Source organism: Pseudomonas sp. 58 R 3 (genome assembly GCF_900006605.1).
GTDB lineage: Bacteria > Pseudomonadota > Gammaproteobacteria > Pseudomonadales > Pseudomonadaceae > Aquipseudomonas > Aquipseudomonas salomonii.
Window position 1 is genome coordinate 208,287 of sequence record NZ_CVTT01000059.1, and the last position, 15,275, is coordinate 223,561.

Below are 15,275 nucleotides of genomic sequence, written 5' to 3' on the forward strand. Positions count from 1 at the left end.
CTCCTTGCCCGGCCTTAGCCAAACCGCCCGGTAATATAGTCCTCCGTCTGCTTCATCTTCGGCGTGGTAAAGATCTGATCGGTCTTGCCATGCTCAATCAATTCCCCCATGAACATAAACGCGGTGCTGTCCGACACTCGCGCGGCCTGCTGCATGTTGTGGGTCACGATGATAACCGTGTACTGCGCCTTCAATTCCGTAATCAACTGCTCGATACGGCCGGTGGAAATCGGGTCGAGGGCGGAGGTTGGTTCGTCCAGCAGCAGAACCTGCGGGCGCAGCGCGATGGTGCGGGCGATGCACAGCCGTTGTTGCTGGCCGCCGGAGAGGCTCTGGGCGCTTTGGTTGAGTTTGTCTTTGACCTCATCCCACAGCGCACCGCCGCGCAGGGCTTGTTCGACGCGGTCGTTCATTTCGCGGCGCGAGAGTTTTTCGTGGTGGCGCACCGCGTAGGCGATGTTGTCGTAGATCGACATCGGGAACGGCACCGGCTTCTGGAACACCATGCCGACGTGGCTGCGCAGGCGGTTCATCGAGTAGCCGGGGGCGAGGATGTTTTCGCCGTTGAGCAGCACTTCGCCGCGTGCTTCCTGCTTGGGGTACATCGAGTAGATGCGGTTGAACACCCGCAACATGGTCGACTTGCCGCAGCCGGAGGGACCGATGATGGCGGTGATGCGCTTTTCCGAAATATCCATGTTGATGGATTTGAGCGAGCGTTGGTTGTTGTAGAAGAACTCCAACCCACGCACCTGGATTTTGGTTTTGTCGGGAGCAATGCCGGTGGCGTCCATCAGTGAGACCTATTGCGTAAAAGAATCAGGCGGGATGCCAGGCTGAGTACCAGCACGAACAACGTCAGGACCAGTGCACCGGCCCAGGCGAGTGCATGCCAGTCGTCGAACGGGCTCATGGCGTACTGGAAAATGACCACGGGCACGCTGGCAATCGGCTTGAGCAGGTTGCTGCTCCAGAACTGATTGCCGAAGGCGGTGAACAGCAGCGGCGCGGTTTCGCCGGTGATGCGCGCCAGGGCGAGCAGGATGCCGGTGACCACGCCGGCCTTGGCCGCCCGCAGCACGATTTGCAGCGTCAGCTTCCACTGCGGCACGCCAAGCGCCAGAGCCGCCTCGCGCATGGTGGACGGTTGCAACTGGAGCATTTCATCGGTGGTGCGCACCACCACCGGAATCACCAGCAGCGCCAGCGCCAGCGCACCGGCGATGGCAGAGAAGCCGACCTGATGATTGGTCAGCAGGTTCAGCGGCAGGATGACCCCGGTGTAGATGAACAAACCCAGCACAATCGAGGGCGCGGACAGCAGGATGTCATTGATGAAACGCACCGTAGTCCCCAGGCGCGAGTGGCGTGCGAATTCTGCCAGCCAGATGCCGGCCATCAGCCCGATGGGTGTGCCGATCACCAACGCAATACCCGACATCAACGCGCTGCCATAAAACGCATTGGCCAGGCCGCCTTCGGTGCCGGGTGGTGGGGTCATCTGGGTAAACAGGCGCAGGTTCAGGGCCTGGAAGCCGTTGATGATGGTGGTCAGCAGAATCCACGTCAGCCACAGCAAGCCAAAGGCGGTGGCGCCGCAACTGAGGAACATGGCCACGCCATTTTTAACGGCGCGTTTGCGGTACAGACGTTCGTTGGCGTTCATAGCCCTTCCTTGCGCGACAGGCGCATCAGCAGCAGCCGCGCCAGCGCGAGCACGACGAAGGTCACGATAAACAGCAGGAAGCCCAAGGCGATCAGCGCAGAGCGATGCAGGTCGGTGTAGGCCTCGCTGAATTCGTTGGCGATGACCGAGGCGATGGAACTGCTGGGCATCAGCAACGACGCGGAAAACTGTTGCGCGTTACCCAATACAAAGGTCACTGCCATGGTCTCGCCGAGGGCGCGGCCCAGGCCGAGAAAAATGCCGCCGACCACCGCCGAGCGGGTGTAAGGCAGAACAATGTCCCACACCACTTCCCACGTCGTGCTGCCCAAGGCGTAGGCGGATTCTTTCAGCTGTGTGGGCACGCTGCGAAACACCTCATGCATCACCGAGGTGATAAACGGCATGATCATCACCGCCAGCACAATCCCGGCGGTGAGCATGCCGATCCCCAGTGGCGGCCCCTGGAACAACGAGCCCACAAAGGGCAGGGCGCCCAGGTAATCATTGATCAACGGCGACAGGTGTTCGGCCATGAAAGGCCCGAACACGAACAGACCCCACATGCCATAGATGATCGACGGGATACCGGCCAGCAGCTCAATCGCCGACGCCACCGGCATTTTCAGCCAGGGCGGCGCGACTTCAGTCAGAAAAATCGCAATACCGAAACTCACCGGGACGGCAATCAGTAAGGCCAGAAAGGAGGTGACCAAGGTGCCGTAAATCGGCACCACGGCACCAAAGTGGTTATTGACCGCATCCCACTCGGTGCTGGTTATGAAACCGAAACCAAACGTCTTGAACGCCAGTCCGCCGCCCCACAGCGTCGAGGCGGCAATGGCGCCCAGCAGCGCCAGTACCAGCATGGCGGCGCCGAACATCGAGCGTTTGAACCACAGGTCGTGGCGTTGATCGCGGGCGGCGCGGCGGTCGCCCCCGGTGTCGCTCGCGTGAGTAGTCATAACCAGGGTGTGGACCGTGTCGTTCATATCAGAGGTGCTCAGCGCCTTCCTCAGTTATCGAGGAAGGCGGTCGTAGGGCGAATCAATGGGCGAAGTCAGACTTCCAGTAATCTTCGATTCGCGACACCAGAGAGCCCGGCAATGCGACATAGTCCAGGGCGGCAGCCTGTTCCTGGCCTTTTTCCAGCGACCACTTGAAGAAGCTGAACGCCGCCTGGCTTTGCTCGGCATTCTTGGGCTGCTTGTACATGATGATCCAGGTGGTGGCCGTGATCGGCCATGCGCCTTCACCGGGGGCGTTGGTCATGATCAGGTTGAAGTCTTTGGCACTGGCCCAGTCGGCGGTGTCGGCGGCGGCCTGGAACGCCTTGGCGTTAGGCTCGACGAACTTGCCGGAGGCGTTCTTCAGTGAGGCAAAGGTCATTTTGTTCTGCAGGGCGTAGGCGTATTCCACAAAACCGATCGAGTTCTTGATCTGCTTCACGTAGGCAGAAACCCCTTCGTTGCCCTTGCCGCCCACACCGACCGGCCACGGCACGGTGGTGCCGAAACCAATCCTGGTTTTCCAGCTGTCGCTGACTTTGGCCAGGTAGTTGGTGAAGTTGTACGAGGTGCCGGAGCCGTCCGAACGGTGCACCACGGTGATGTTCGCGCTTGGCAGCTTCACCCCAGGGTTGAGCGCGGCGATGGCGGGATCGTTCCAGGCCTTGATGTCACCGAGGAAGATTTTTGCCAGGGTGTCGCCGTCGAGTTTCAACTGGCCTGCGGCCACGCCTTCGACGTTCATCACCGGCACGATGCCGCCGATCACGCTGGGAAACTGGCCCAGGCCGCCGGCTTTGAGATCGTCGGCCGACAGTGGCGCGTCGGAGGCGCCGAAGTCAACGGTGGCTGCCTTGATCTGAGCGATACCGCCGCCGGAACCGATCGACTGATAGTTGATGCGGTTGCTGGAGTTCTTGCTGTAGTCCTGCGACCACTTGGACAGCACCGGGTAGACGAAGCTGGAGCCGGCACCGGTAACGTCGGTGGCGTGGGCCATGCCGCTCAGGCACAGGGCGCTCAACAAAACAGACAGACTTTTTTTACTCGGCAACATCACGACAACACCTCAAGGGAAGGGGTAAGTGGGGAGGCCCACCTGTCTAAGACGTGACGATTTAATTCCTGATATGTTGCTGTTTAATGACGGTTTGGCTTTATGAAGAAACATTTAGAAATGTTTGCCTGGGTGGCAGCGAGCTTCGTCACTGTTACCCAAGCGGTGCTGCAGTGAGTGAAACTGGCCGGTCACGATCAGGTTGAAAAGTCATAAAAAAGGCATGCTAAATCAGGCAAAGTCTTTGAAAGTATTGAGATTGTCCGACAATCCAGAGCATGAAAAACTCTTCATAAACGCCCCGCTCGAACGTTGGTAGTTTTCCCAGCGCTGCCCAATAATTCGAGTCCTAATAATGAATAACAAAACTCTTAAAAGCGCCTTGGCGCTCTCCATTTCCCTCGCCTCCACACAGCTGTTTGCCGGTGGCTTCGCCCTCAACGAACAAAGTGTCAGCTCAATGGGTACAGGCTACGCCGGGCGTTCTTCCTCGGCGGATGACGCCAGCACGGTGTTCGGTAACCCGGCCGGCATGTCGCGCATCAAGCACAATGAAGTCAGCATCGGCGCGACCTACCTGGATGCCAAAACCAATATCAAGGACGCCAGCTCCTCTCAAGGCGGTGTCGACAACCCTGGTACCAACAAAGGCGACATGGTCCCCGGCATTGCCGTGCCGATGGGTTACCTGGTGACGCCGATTGATGAGCACTGGGCCTTTGGCCTTGGGGTCTACGCGCCGTTTGGCCTGGTGACCGACTATGAACACGGTTTCCAGGGCAATGGCTTTGGTAACAAGAGCAAGATTCAGGTCATCACCGCGCAGCCGACGGTCAGCTATGCGTTCAACGACAAGGTCTCGGTAGGTTTCGGCCCTACCTTCAATAAAATCAGCGGCGAGCTGGACTCCAAAGTCCCGGCGTTTGGCTTGGGCACCGAGACGGCCAAGATCAAGGGCGACGACACCGCGATGGGCTTCAACGCCGGTATCTTGGTGCAGGCCCTGGACAGTACCCGCGTCGGCGTCACCTACCACTCGCAAGTGGTCTATCACCTGAGCGGCCATACCAACGCCTCGGGCGTGCTCTCCGATGTGCTGGATGGCGGGGCGCAGAAGTATGACGCCAAGCTGAACGTCACCACGCCGTCGTCCGTGGATTTCTCGGTCACCCACCAACTGACCGACGCCCTGACCCTGTACGTGGGCAGCACCTACACGCGCTGGAGCCAGTTGAAGAAGATCACGGTCAACAACGCCGGCGTATCTGACATTACCGCCGAGCTGGCCGGCCTGGGTTCCATTACCGAAGAGCAGCATTGGCATGACACCTGGTCCCACGCGATCGGCCTGTCGTACCAGCTCAACAAGCAGTTGGTGCTGCGCACCGGTTTTTCGGTGGACCAGACGCCGACCAACAACACCGACCGTTCGGTGCGCATTCCGACCGGCGACCGCACGGTCTTCAGCCTGGGTGCCGGTTGGACGCCCGTCGACAACCTGACCTTCGACGTGGCCTATTCCTACCTCAAGGAAGAGCCGATCAAGGTGCGCGACAACAACCCTCAGCTGGCGCTCACCTACGACGCCAAGTATGAAAACAGCGCCAATGGGTTCGGTGGTTCGGTCACTTATCGCTTCTAACCCGCGCCACCACGCAAAGAGCCAGTTTTTTTGCATGGCTCTTTGCCAGTTATTTCGGCTTTCGGGCTGTCAATCACGCTGTGTCTTGGTTAGATTGAAGGCTAATCAGCTTTTAAGACATGGACTGTCATGACTACGCTCACGCCGATCATCGCGACCAATCCCCTCATTGTGCGTACTGCCGCGACCACACCGCCGGCGACGCTTGCGAACACCCTCGACGTCTCACCGGCCAGGCCATCCTCGGTGGTCAGCCTCGGTAACCCGCTGGCCGATGCCGTCGACATCTACTCCAAAAACGGACTGTTGCCAGGCCAGGAAAGCGTGCGGGCCTGGGAGAACAACAACCAGGATGCGGTGACCAAGGCCATCAATAGCAGCTTCAATTCGGTCTCCACGGCCAGTCGCTATAGTGGCTTGGGCGCCGCGCTGGTGGCGCAGTTCACCCAAGGCGGCGGTGCCGGGATCTCCCAGTCAGTGCTCAACACCACGGTTGATCGCGCCGGCGATGCGGGCGCCCTGAAGGCCGATCAGGCGGTGCTGCACAGCAAGGCTGACAACCAGGTCAGCCTGAGCATCAAGACCGCCAGCGGCAAGACCGTGACCTTCAGCCTGTCCAGCCAGAAAGATGGCCTGGGCGTGCAGGCCACCGTGGACGGCGGTGACTTGAGCGCGGATGAGCTCAAGGCCGTCGGCCAATTGGGCGCGGCGTTCCAGGCCTCGGTCGACGGGCTGACCGCCGTGCCGCCCAAGCTTGACCTGAGCAAACTGACCCAGTTCGATACGCAGCTGCTGGCCTCGGTCGACCTCAATGCCAAGGTGAAGGCCGCCAACGGTGAAGACCTGAGCCTGGCCTTCCACGCCGACAGCCAAAGCCGCACCACACGCATGAGTGGCCCGGCAGGCGAAATTGACCTGGCGGTAGACCTGAAAAACACCGCGATCCTCGGCGATGCCAAGCAGCAGGCCAAGGCGCTGAAAACCTACCTGGCCCAGTTCGACCGGGTGGAAAAACGCGGCAGTGCGAATGCGGACTTCATGGCCATGTTCAAGGACGCCTTCAGCGCCATGAACAGCAACTACCCAGCCAGCGCCACCGCGTCGAATGCCTTGCCCCAGAACCCGACTGACAAAGGCTTGTTGACTGGCCTGGCGGACTTCAAGGCCTCGATCAAGCAGGCCGTCGACACCTCCAACCCGATGCGCCCTTCAGAGGTCGACAGCTTTTCCTACAACGTGTCACAGAAAACCCAGGTCAATGGCCGCAGCACTGCGGACCGTAGCGTCACCCAGCATCAGCAGTCGCTGCTGTCGGCGAACTTCCACACAGGCCTCGACGGCGGCAAACCGCCAATCTTCGACGGCAGCCGTGAATCGCAGAATTATCTGTATGTGCAAGTCCTGGACAAGGCCAGCAGCACCGCCAGTTTTGCTTATAAAGATGGCCAGTTGACCCATGCCTCGGTCACGCAATCGGCCTCCCAGAACACCCACACGCAGAAGTATGTGATGGCCAACCTGGTGGAAGACAGCGTGGTGCCCAAGGAAGGTTCATCCAAGCGCGATTATCTGGCGCTGCTTGAACACGCGGCCAAGGAAAGCAGAAAGTCCAAGGATGCGCTGGAGCAGTCGACGTTGAAAAATGCCCTGACGAAGATGCAAGACGCGGTCATGTTGCAGGACGACCCGGATGTCTTGATGCGCTGACACTCTTCGTGATCAAAACGGGAAGGCTCAGTGATGAGCCTTCCCGTTTTTTTGCCCGCTCGGCGTACCGCGCAATCCCAGATTAGGCTTTTGAATCGATTCGATATTCTGTAGCCTTGCGCAGCTTTCCCCGTGCTTGATGAACACAATCACTTCGTCCGGCGGCGCCCGAAGGGCTCCAGAACCGGTGGTACACTCGACTTTCGCGCTTACTGCGCTTGCAGGTCTTGCGAACATGACGCAAATTTCCGAACGCCTACTGGTACAAGCCCACCTCGACGCCAAGCAGCCCAAGGCGCTGAGCGCCGATGAAGAGGCAAGCCTGCGCAGCGCCATCGCCGCCGAGCTCAAGGCTCAGGACGCGGTGCTGGTTGCGCATTTCTATTGCGACCCGGTGATTCAGGCCCTGGCCGAAGAAACCGGTGGCTGTGTGTCCGACTCCCTGGAAATGGCCCGCTTCGGCGCGGCCCACCCGGCCAAGACGGTGTTGGTCGCCGGTGTACGTTTCATGGGCGAGACCGCCAAAATCCTCACCCCCGAAAAACGCATCCTCATGCCCACCCTGGAAGCCACCTGCTCCCTGGACCTGGGCTGCCCGGTGGATGAGTTCTCGGCGTTCTGCGACCAGCACCCCGAGCGCACGGTGGTGGTGTACGCCAACACCTCGGCGGCGGTCAAAGCCCGGGCCGACTGGGTGGTTACCTCCAGCTGTGCGCTGGAAATCGTCGAAAGCCTGATGGACAACGGCGAGACGATTATCTGGGGCCCGGACAAGCACCTGGGTACTTACATTCAGCGCCAGACCGGCGCAGACATGTTGCTGTGGGACGGCGCGTGCATCGTCCATGAAGAGTTCAAGTCCAAGCAGCTCGAAGACATGAAGGCGCTGTACCCGGATGCCGCGATCCTGGTGCACCCGGAGTCGCCGACGGCGGTGATCGAGTTGGCAGATGCGGTGGGCTCCACCAGCCAACTGATTGCTGCAGCCCAGCGCTTGCCGAACAAGACCTTCATCGTGGCCACCGACCGTGGCATCTTCTACAAGATGCAGCAGTTGTGCCCGGATAAAGTCTTCGTTGAGGCACCGACTGCCGGCAACGGCGCGGCCTGCCGCAGTTGCGCGCATTGCCCGTGGATGGCGATGAATACGCTGGAGCGCACGCTGCAATGTTTGCGTGAGGGCAGTAATGAGATCTTCGTCGAGCCGTCGGTGATCCCGCACGCCGTGCGCCCGCTCAAGCGCATGCTGGACTTTACCCAGGCTGCGCGCCTCAAGCTGGCTGGCAACGCCTGATTCAAGGCGCACCCGGTCAAAAATGTGGGAGCGGGCTTGCTCGCGAATGCGGTGTGTCAGTCGATACATCTGGTGACTGAACCAACGCATTCGCGAGCAAGCCCGCTCCCACATTTGGATCTTCACTCTTTCAGCGGTTACTTTTTCTGCTTGGGGACTCGCACCAACTGCGTATCCGAGTAGATGTCATGCCAGCTGCGCTTGCGCTTATCAAACACCGACCAGACAAACCCCAGCCCCACGCACAACCACGACGCAATCGCCACCACGAACCGCAGCAGCGCCTGCCACAGGCTGATGCGCGAGCCGTCGGCGTTCTGCACGCGTACGCCCCACACCTGCATGCCCAATGTCTGCCCGGAATGGGTCCAGAACTTGGCGAAGAAACCAAACAGCACAAAAAACAGAATCGTTGACAGCAGCGGGTCGCCGTCCAGCGCGCCGGACTCGGTGAGTGTGCGCATCCTGGCTTCGCCGATAAACGCCATCCACACCAGCTTGTAGATAAACGCGGTGACGATCAGCAGGGCAGTGCACAACAGGAAGTCATAGAACATCGCTGCCAGACGACGGCCCAGGCCAACGGCGGGGAATTCGCCTTGGGGGCTCAACAAAGGTTTGGGCATGGCCGTCTCTCTTGAGAAAAAAGCCATTTTACGAGCAAACGCACATAAAAAAGCCCCTGATGTCACCATCAGGGGCTTTTTGTCGCAGTAAGGATCAGCCTTCTGCTTGTACTTCGTCAGCCTGCATGCCTTTCTGGCCTTGCACGGCAAGGAAGGTGACTTTCTGGCCTTCTTTCAGGCTCTTGAAGCCGTTGCCCTGAATAGCGCGGAAATGCACGAACAGATCCGGACCGCTTTCTGGAGTGATAAAACCAAACCCTTTCTCGTCGTTAAACCACTTGACGGTACCGCTCTGACGATCAGCCATTTTCTTCTTTCCTTTGACGCTAAAAATTAATGACAGCCCCTTTCACATGAAAGAGTACTGGGCTGGGTTGCAGGAAAGTAAGAGACGTCGAACGGGTTGTAGCAAACTTATAGCTACTGCCCAGGTCCAGGTTCCAAGCGACCCATGCAAACACAGTGGCTAAACTCTACGTCAACTAATACAGAAAAAACAAGCCCCGAAAAAAGCCCAGGTTTTGCTCGGCCATATGACACTTCGTTGACTTAAAGCGGATCCCACATATTCGATAGCGTTGCTCACTTGTTATAGGTTGGTGCCTATTAAAATGTCTATCGTCAATGCACTATTTTATGGCGGTTGCGTTACAAATTAGTGCGCGTTAACGCAACCGCGTTACTTATAGGAACAGTCAATCAACCACGGTAGTAACGTTGCGGTACAAATGGCATTTTACTTACACGTAGTGGCACCTTTTTCCCACGTACCAACGCAGACACTTCGGTGTCCAGTGCCACACATGCACTGTCCAGGTAACCCATGGCCAATGGGCCGCCCAGGGTTGGGCCAAAGCCGCCGCTGCACACGCTGCCGATCACCGTGCCATGCTCATCGACGATTTCTGCACCTTCACGCACCGGGGTGCGTTCCTGTGGCAGCAGGCCCACGCGCTTGCGGCTTACACCGGCCTGCTGCTGGGTGAAGATGCGGTCGGCGCCGGGGAAGCCACCGGCACGTGCGCCATCGGCACGCCGGGCCTTGGAGATCGCCCACAGCAGGCTGGCTTCAATCGGCGTGGTCTCGGTGTTCATGTCATGCCCGTAGAGGCACAGGCCGGCTTCCAGGCGCAGGGAATCGCGGGCGCCCAGGCCGATGGCTTGAACTTCGGTTTCGGCCAGCAAGCTGCGCGCAAGGCTCTCGGCATTGGCCGCCGGTACGGAAATCTCAAAACCGTCTTCGCCGGTGTAGCCCGAGCGGCTCACGTAGCAGTCCACGCCCAGCAGGCGCAGGGTGGCGAACTGCATGAAGGTCATCTTGGCCACTTCAGGCGCCAGGCGTGCCAGCACTTTCACCGCTGCCGGGCCTTGCAGGGCCAGCAGGGCGCGCTCTTCGAACAGCGGCTCGATGCTGCACTGATCGCCAATGTGTTTGCGCAGGTGGGCCAGGTCCTGATCCTTGCAGGCCGCGTTGACCACCAGGAACAGTTCGTCGTTGCCCAGGTTGGCCACCATCAGGTCGTCAAGGATGCCGCCCTGGTCATTGGTGAACATGGCGTAGCGCTGCATGCCCACGGGCAGGTCGATGATGTCGACCGGCACCAAAGTTTCCAGGGCCTTGGCGGCGTTGGCGCCGGTCAGGCGGATCTGGCCCATGTGGGACACGTCGAACAACCCGGCTTGATCACGGGTGTGCAGGTGTTCTTTCATCACCCCCAGCGGATATTGCACCGGCATGTCGTAGCCGGCGAAGGGCACCATGCGCGCGCCCAACTCGATGTGCAGGGCGTGCAATGGGGTTTTCAACAGGGTTTCGGTGGACATGTTCAGCTCCTGAAAAACGTGCGGACGCGCGGGTGGGCGTCAGCACTCGATAATGTTGACGGCCAAACCGCCACGGGCGGTTTCCTTGTATTTGCTTTTCATATCGGCGCCGGTCTGGCGCATGGTGCGGATGACCTTGTCGAGTGACACGAAGTGCTGCCCGTCGCCACGCAAAGCCATGCGCACCGCATTGATGGCCTTGACCGAGCCCATGGCATTGCGCTCGATGCACGGCACCTGCACCAGCCCGCCAATCGGGTCGCAGGTCAGGCCGAGGTTGTGTTCCATGCCGATCTCGGCGGCGTTTTCCACTTGGGACACGCTGCCGCCCAATACTTCGCACAAAGCACCGGCAGCCATGGAACAGGCCACGCCGACTTCGCCCTGGCAGCCGACTTCGGCGCCGGAAATCGAGGCGTTTTCCTTGTACAAAATCCCGATGGCGGCGGCGGTGAGCAGAAAGCGCACCACGCCGTCCTCGTTCGCACCGGGGATAAAGCGCATGTAGTAATGCAACACCGCCGGCACTATCCCGGCCGCACCGTTGGTAGGTGCGGTGACCACGCGCCCGCCGTTGGCGTTTTCTTCGTTGACCGCCAGCGCATACAGGTTGACCCAGTCGAGTACCGACAACGGGTCGCGCAGCGCCGATTCGGGGTTCTTGCACAGCTGCCGATGCAGCGCCGCCGCACGGCGCTTGACCTTCAAACCGCCGGGCAAGATGCCTTCGTTGCGACAACCGGCATCTACGCAGTCCTGCATCACCTGCCAGATGTTCAGCAAACCGGCGCGGGTTTCCGCCTCCGGGCGCCAGGCGCTTTCATTGGTCAGCATCACCTGGCTGATGGACAGCCCGTAGGTGGCGCAATGGCCGAGCAAATCCTTGGCGTGCTTGAAAGGGAAGGTCAGCGGCGTGGTGTCTTCGACAATCCGGTCAGCACCGGCGGCGTCTTCATCCACCACAAACCCACCGCCGACCGAGTAATACTCGCGGCTGCGGATCTGGATGCCGGCGGCGTCAAAGGCGCGAAAAATCATGCCATTGGGATGGTAGGCGAGAGGCTTGCGAATCATCGCCAGGTGTTCTTTCTCGTTGAACGCAATGCTGTGTTCGCCGAGCAGGTTCAAGCGACCGTCACTGCGCATTTGCGCAAGGCGTGCGACGACGGTTTCGGTATTCACGGTGTCCGGGTGTTCGCCTTCCAGGCCCAGCAACACGGCCTTGTCGCTGCCGTGGCCTTTGCCGGTGGCGCCCAGTGAGCCATAGAGTTCCACCTTGATGCCGCTGGTGGTGTTCAGCAGGTTGTCACGTTTGAGGCCTTCGACGAATCGAGCCGCCGCACGCATCGGGCCGACGGTGTGGGAACTGGAGGGGCCGATGCCAATCTTGAACAGGTCGAACACGCTAAGGGACATGGTTGTTCTCCGGTTTCTTATTATGTGTCGGGTGTACTCGGTCAAATGGTGGAGGAGGACTATGTGGGAGCCGGGCTTGCCCGCGATGGCATCACCTCGGTCTATCAGGTAGACCGGGGTGATGCCATCGCAGGCAAGCCAGCTCCCACACAAGCCAGCTTCTACATTAAATCGTGTACAACCTCAGATCACGCGTAGCTCTCGATCGACGGGCACGCACACACCAGGTTGCGGTCGCCAAACACGTTGTCGACCCGGCCAACCGGCGGCCAGTATTTGCCTTCGATCAACGACGCCACCGGGTACACCGCCTGTTCACGGCTGTACGGGTGGCTCCACTCACCGACGATTTCAGCCGCCGTGTGCGGGGCGTTTTTCAGTGGGTTGTCGTCCTTGTCCAAGGTGCCGTTTTCCACTGCGCGAATTTCCTCGCGGATGGCGATCATGGCGTCACAAAAGCGGTCCAGTTCTTCCCTGGATTCGCTTTCGGTCGGCTCGATCATCAAGGTGCCCGCCACCGGGAACGACATGGTCGGCGCATGGAAACCAAAGTCGATCAGGCGCTTGGCCACGTCATCCACGCTGATGCCGCTGCTGTCTTTCAATGGGCGCAGGTCCAGGATGCATTCGTGCGCCACCAGGCCGTTGCTGCCGGTGTAGAGCACGGGGTAATGCTCTTCGAGGCGACGGGAAATGTAGTTGGCGTTCAGGATCGCCAGCTGCGAAGCGCGCTTGAGGCCCGCGCCGCCCATCATGCTGATGTACATCCAGGTGATCGGCAAAATGCTCGCGCTGCCAAATGGCGCCGCGCACACCGCGCCTTCCTTGCGCTCCATGGCCGCGTGGCCTGGCAGGAACGGCGTGAGGTGGGATTTAACCCCAATCGGGCCAACGCCCGGGCCGCCACCGCCGTGCGGGATGCAGAAGGTTTTGTGCAGGTTCAGGTGGGACACGTCGCCACCGAACTTGCCCGGTGCGCACAGGCCGACCATCGCGTTCATGTTGGCGCCGTCGATGTACACCTGGCCGCCGTTGTCATGAATGATGCCGCAGATTTCGCGGATGCCTTCTTCGAACACGCCATGGGTGGACGGGTAGGTGATCATCAGCGCGGCGAGGTGTTCGCGGTGCTCGATGGCCTTGGCGCGCAAGTCTTCGATGTCGACGTTGCCGCGGGCATCGCAGGCGGTGACCACCACGCGCATACCGGCCATGTTGGCGGTCGCAGGGTTGGTGCCGTGGGCCGACGATGGGATCAGGCAGATGTCGCGGCGTTCTTCGCCACGGCTCTGGTGATAAGCACGAATGGCCAGCAGGCCGGCGTATTCACCTTGGGAACCGGCGTTCGGTTGCAGGGAGATTGCGTCGTAACCGGTGGCCGCGCAGAGCATGGCTTCCAGGTCGGAAGTCAGCTCCAGGTAGCCGGCGCTTTGTGCGGCCGGTGCGAAGGGGTGCAGGGCACCGAATTCAGCCCAGGTGACCGGGATCATTTCGCTGGCGGCGTTGAGTTTCATGGTGCACGAACCCAGCGGGATCATGGTGCGGTCCAGCGCCAGGTCCTTGTCGGCCAGCTTGCGCAGGTAGCGCATCAGCTCGGTTTCGGAGTGGTAACGGTTGAACACCGGGTGGCTGAGGATCGGCGACTGGCGTAGCAGCGCGGCGGGCAAGGTGCTTTCGGTCGCAGCAAAGGCCGGCAGTGCCTTGCCGTCGGCGAAGATCGCCCACAAGGCTTCGATATCGGCCTGGGTGGTGGTTTCGTCGACCGACAGGCCAACGCGCTCGGCATCGACCACACGCAGGTTGATGCGCTGGACGCGGGCCTTGTCGTGCAGGGCGGCGGTGTTGGCGCCCGTGTTGAGGGTGATGGTGTCGAAGAAGTTTGCCTGCTCAACCTTAAGGCCCAGGGCGGTCAAGCCTTTGGCCAGGATCGCGGTCAACTGGTGAATGCGCTGGGCGATCCGGGTCAGGCCTTCAGGGCCGTGGTACACGGCGTACATGCTGGCGATGTTGGCCAACAGGACCTGCGCGGTGCAGATGTTGCTGGTGGCTTTCTCGCGACGGATGTGTTGCTCGCGGGTCTGCATGGCCAGGCGCAGGGCCGGCTTGCCGAAACGGTCGACCGACACACCGACCAGACGGCCCGGCATATCACGCTTGAACGCATCCTTGGTGGAGAAGTACGCCGCGTGCGGGCCACCAAAGCCCAGCGGCACGCCGAAACGTTGCGCGCTGCCGATGGCCACGTCGGCGCCGAACTCACCCGGTGGGGTCAGCAGGGTCAGGGCCAGCAGGTCGGCGGCGACCGCGACCAAGGCATTGGCAGCGTGGAAACGCTCGGTCAGTTCGCGGTAATCAAACACATCACCGTTGCTGGCCGGGTATTGCAGCAGGGCGCCGAAAAACGCGCTGACGTCGGTCAGTTCACGCTCATCGCCCACTACCACGTCGATGCCCAACGGCTCGGCACGGGTGCGCAGCACGTCGAGGGTCTGTGGGTGGCTATGCACGGAGGCGAAGAAAGCGTTGCTGCCCTTGTTCTTGCTCAGGCGCTTACAGAAGGTCATGGCTTCGGCGGCGGCGGTGGCTTCGTCGAGCAAGGAGGCGTTGGCGATCGGCAGGCCGGTGAGGTCGCTGATCAGGGTCTGGAAGTTCAGCAGCGCTTCCAGGCGGCCTTGGGAAATCTCGGGTTGGTACGGGGTGTAGGCGGTGTACCAGGCCGGGTTTTCCAGCAGGTTGCGCAGGATCGGCGACGGCGTGTGGCAGTTGTAGTAGCCCTGGCCGATGTAAGTCTTGAACAGCTGGTTCTTGCCGGCGATGGCCTTGATCTTGGCCAGGGCCTGGGCTTCGCTCAGGCCGTCTTCCAGGCCGAGCACGCTGGTGCCCTTGATGCTTTCCGGGATCACGCTGGCGCTGAGGGCTTCGAGGGAATCAAAGCCCAGGCTTGCGAGCATGTGCTGCTCATCTTCCTGGCGCGGGCCGATGTGGCGGGCGATGAATTCGTTGGCGGTGCTGAGATTGATGGTCATGGTGCGCTCC

12 protein-coding genes are annotated in these 15,275 nt (G+C 60.5%); 3 read left to right on the forward strand and 9 right to left on the reverse strand.

The genetic code is table 11. From position 1 onward, the window contains the following. Positions 1-14: 14 nt before the first annotated feature. From pstB to pstS, 4 genes are read right to left on the reverse strand one after another with little or no spacing between them, the layout of a single operon-like run. Positions 15-794 carry a phosphate ABC transporter ATP-binding protein PstB gene (gene pstB, locus BFP92_RS17535; protein WP_056858577.1) on the reverse strand — a complete coding sequence of 260 codons (780 nt, stop codon included), beginning with the start codon at positions 792-794 and terminating at the stop codon, positions 15-17. Further along, positions 794-1,666, reverse strand: a complete 873-nt coding sequence (gene pstA, locus BFP92_RS17540) for a phosphate ABC transporter permease PstA (RefSeq protein WP_065930446.1) — start codon at positions 1,664-1,666, stop codon at positions 794-796. Before pstA ends, pstB begins: the two co-directional genes overlap by 1 nt. Further along, on the reverse strand, positions 1,663-2,658 hold the full coding sequence (gene pstC / locus BFP92_RS17545) for a phosphate ABC transporter permease subunit PstC (RefSeq protein ID WP_017139135.1): 996 nt from the start codon (positions 2,656-2,658) through the stop codon (positions 1,663-1,665). Before pstC ends, pstA begins: the two co-directional genes overlap by 4 nt. 55 nt (positions 2,659-2,713) lie before the next feature. After that, on the reverse strand, positions 2,714-3,730 hold the full coding sequence (pstS, locus tag BFP92_RS17550; protein ID WP_083221758.1) for a phosphate ABC transporter substrate-binding protein PstS: 1,017 nt from the start codon (positions 3,728-3,730) through the stop codon (positions 2,714-2,716). A gap of 355 nt (positions 3,731-4,085) precedes the next feature. Between pstS and BFP92_RS17555 the strand changes: the two genes are divergently transcribed. The 3 genes from BFP92_RS17555 to nadA all read left to right on the forward strand — a co-directional run bounded on the left by BFP92_RS17555 (position 4,086) and on the right by nadA (position 8,373). Next, the gene (locus BFP92_RS17555; RefSeq protein ID WP_058422744.1) at positions 4,086-5,372 is read left to right on the forward strand and encodes an OmpP1/FadL family transporter; all 1,287 of its coding nucleotides are present in this window, start codon (positions 4,086-4,088) and stop codon (positions 5,370-5,372) included. A 129-nt stretch (positions 5,373-5,501) separates the two neighbouring features. Then, positions 5,502-7,079: a lactate dehydrogenase gene (locus BFP92_RS17560; RefSeq protein WP_239694280.1), complete on the forward strand. Its 1,578-nt coding sequence runs from the start codon at positions 5,502-5,504 to the stop codon at positions 7,077-7,079. 235 nt (positions 7,080-7,314) lie between these two features. Next, positions 7,315-8,373 (forward strand): quinolinate synthase NadA, encoded by a 1,059-nt coding sequence (gene nadA / locus BFP92_RS17565; protein WP_056858584.1) that lies wholly within the window; start codon positions 7,315-7,317, stop codon positions 8,371-8,373. A gap of 137 nt (positions 8,374-8,510) precedes the next feature. Here the strand turns inward: nadA and BFP92_RS17570 are convergent, their stop codons facing one another. From BFP92_RS17570 to gcvP, 5 genes are all read right to left on the reverse strand, one after another. After that, on the reverse strand, positions 8,511-8,999 hold the full coding sequence (locus BFP92_RS17570) for an RDD family protein (RefSeq protein WP_017139142.1): 489 nt from the start codon (positions 8,997-8,999) through the stop codon (positions 8,511-8,513). Positions 9,000-9,093: 94 nt separating this feature from the next. Continuing rightward, entirely contained in the window at positions 9,094-9,306 is a 213-nt protein-coding gene (locus BFP92_RS17575; protein ID WP_056858586.1) for a cold-shock protein, read from the reverse strand. A gap of 392 nt (positions 9,307-9,698) precedes the next feature. Beyond that, positions 9,699-10,823, reverse strand: coding sequence for a glycine cleavage system aminomethyltransferase GcvT (gene gcvT, locus BFP92_RS17580; protein WP_065930448.1), 1,125 nt, complete (start codon positions 10,821-10,823; stop codon positions 9,699-9,701). Positions 10,824-10,862: 39 nt separating this feature from the next. Then, entirely contained in the window at positions 10,863-12,239 is a 1,377-nt protein-coding gene (locus BFP92_RS17585; RefSeq protein ID WP_065930449.1) for an L-serine ammonia-lyase, read from the reverse strand. A 188-nt stretch (positions 12,240-12,427) separates the two neighbouring features. After that, entirely contained in the window at positions 12,428-15,265 is a 2,838-nt protein-coding gene (gcvP, locus tag BFP92_RS17590) for an aminomethyl-transferring glycine dehydrogenase (protein WP_065930450.1), read from the reverse strand. Positions 15,266-15,275 lie beyond the last annotated feature (10 nt).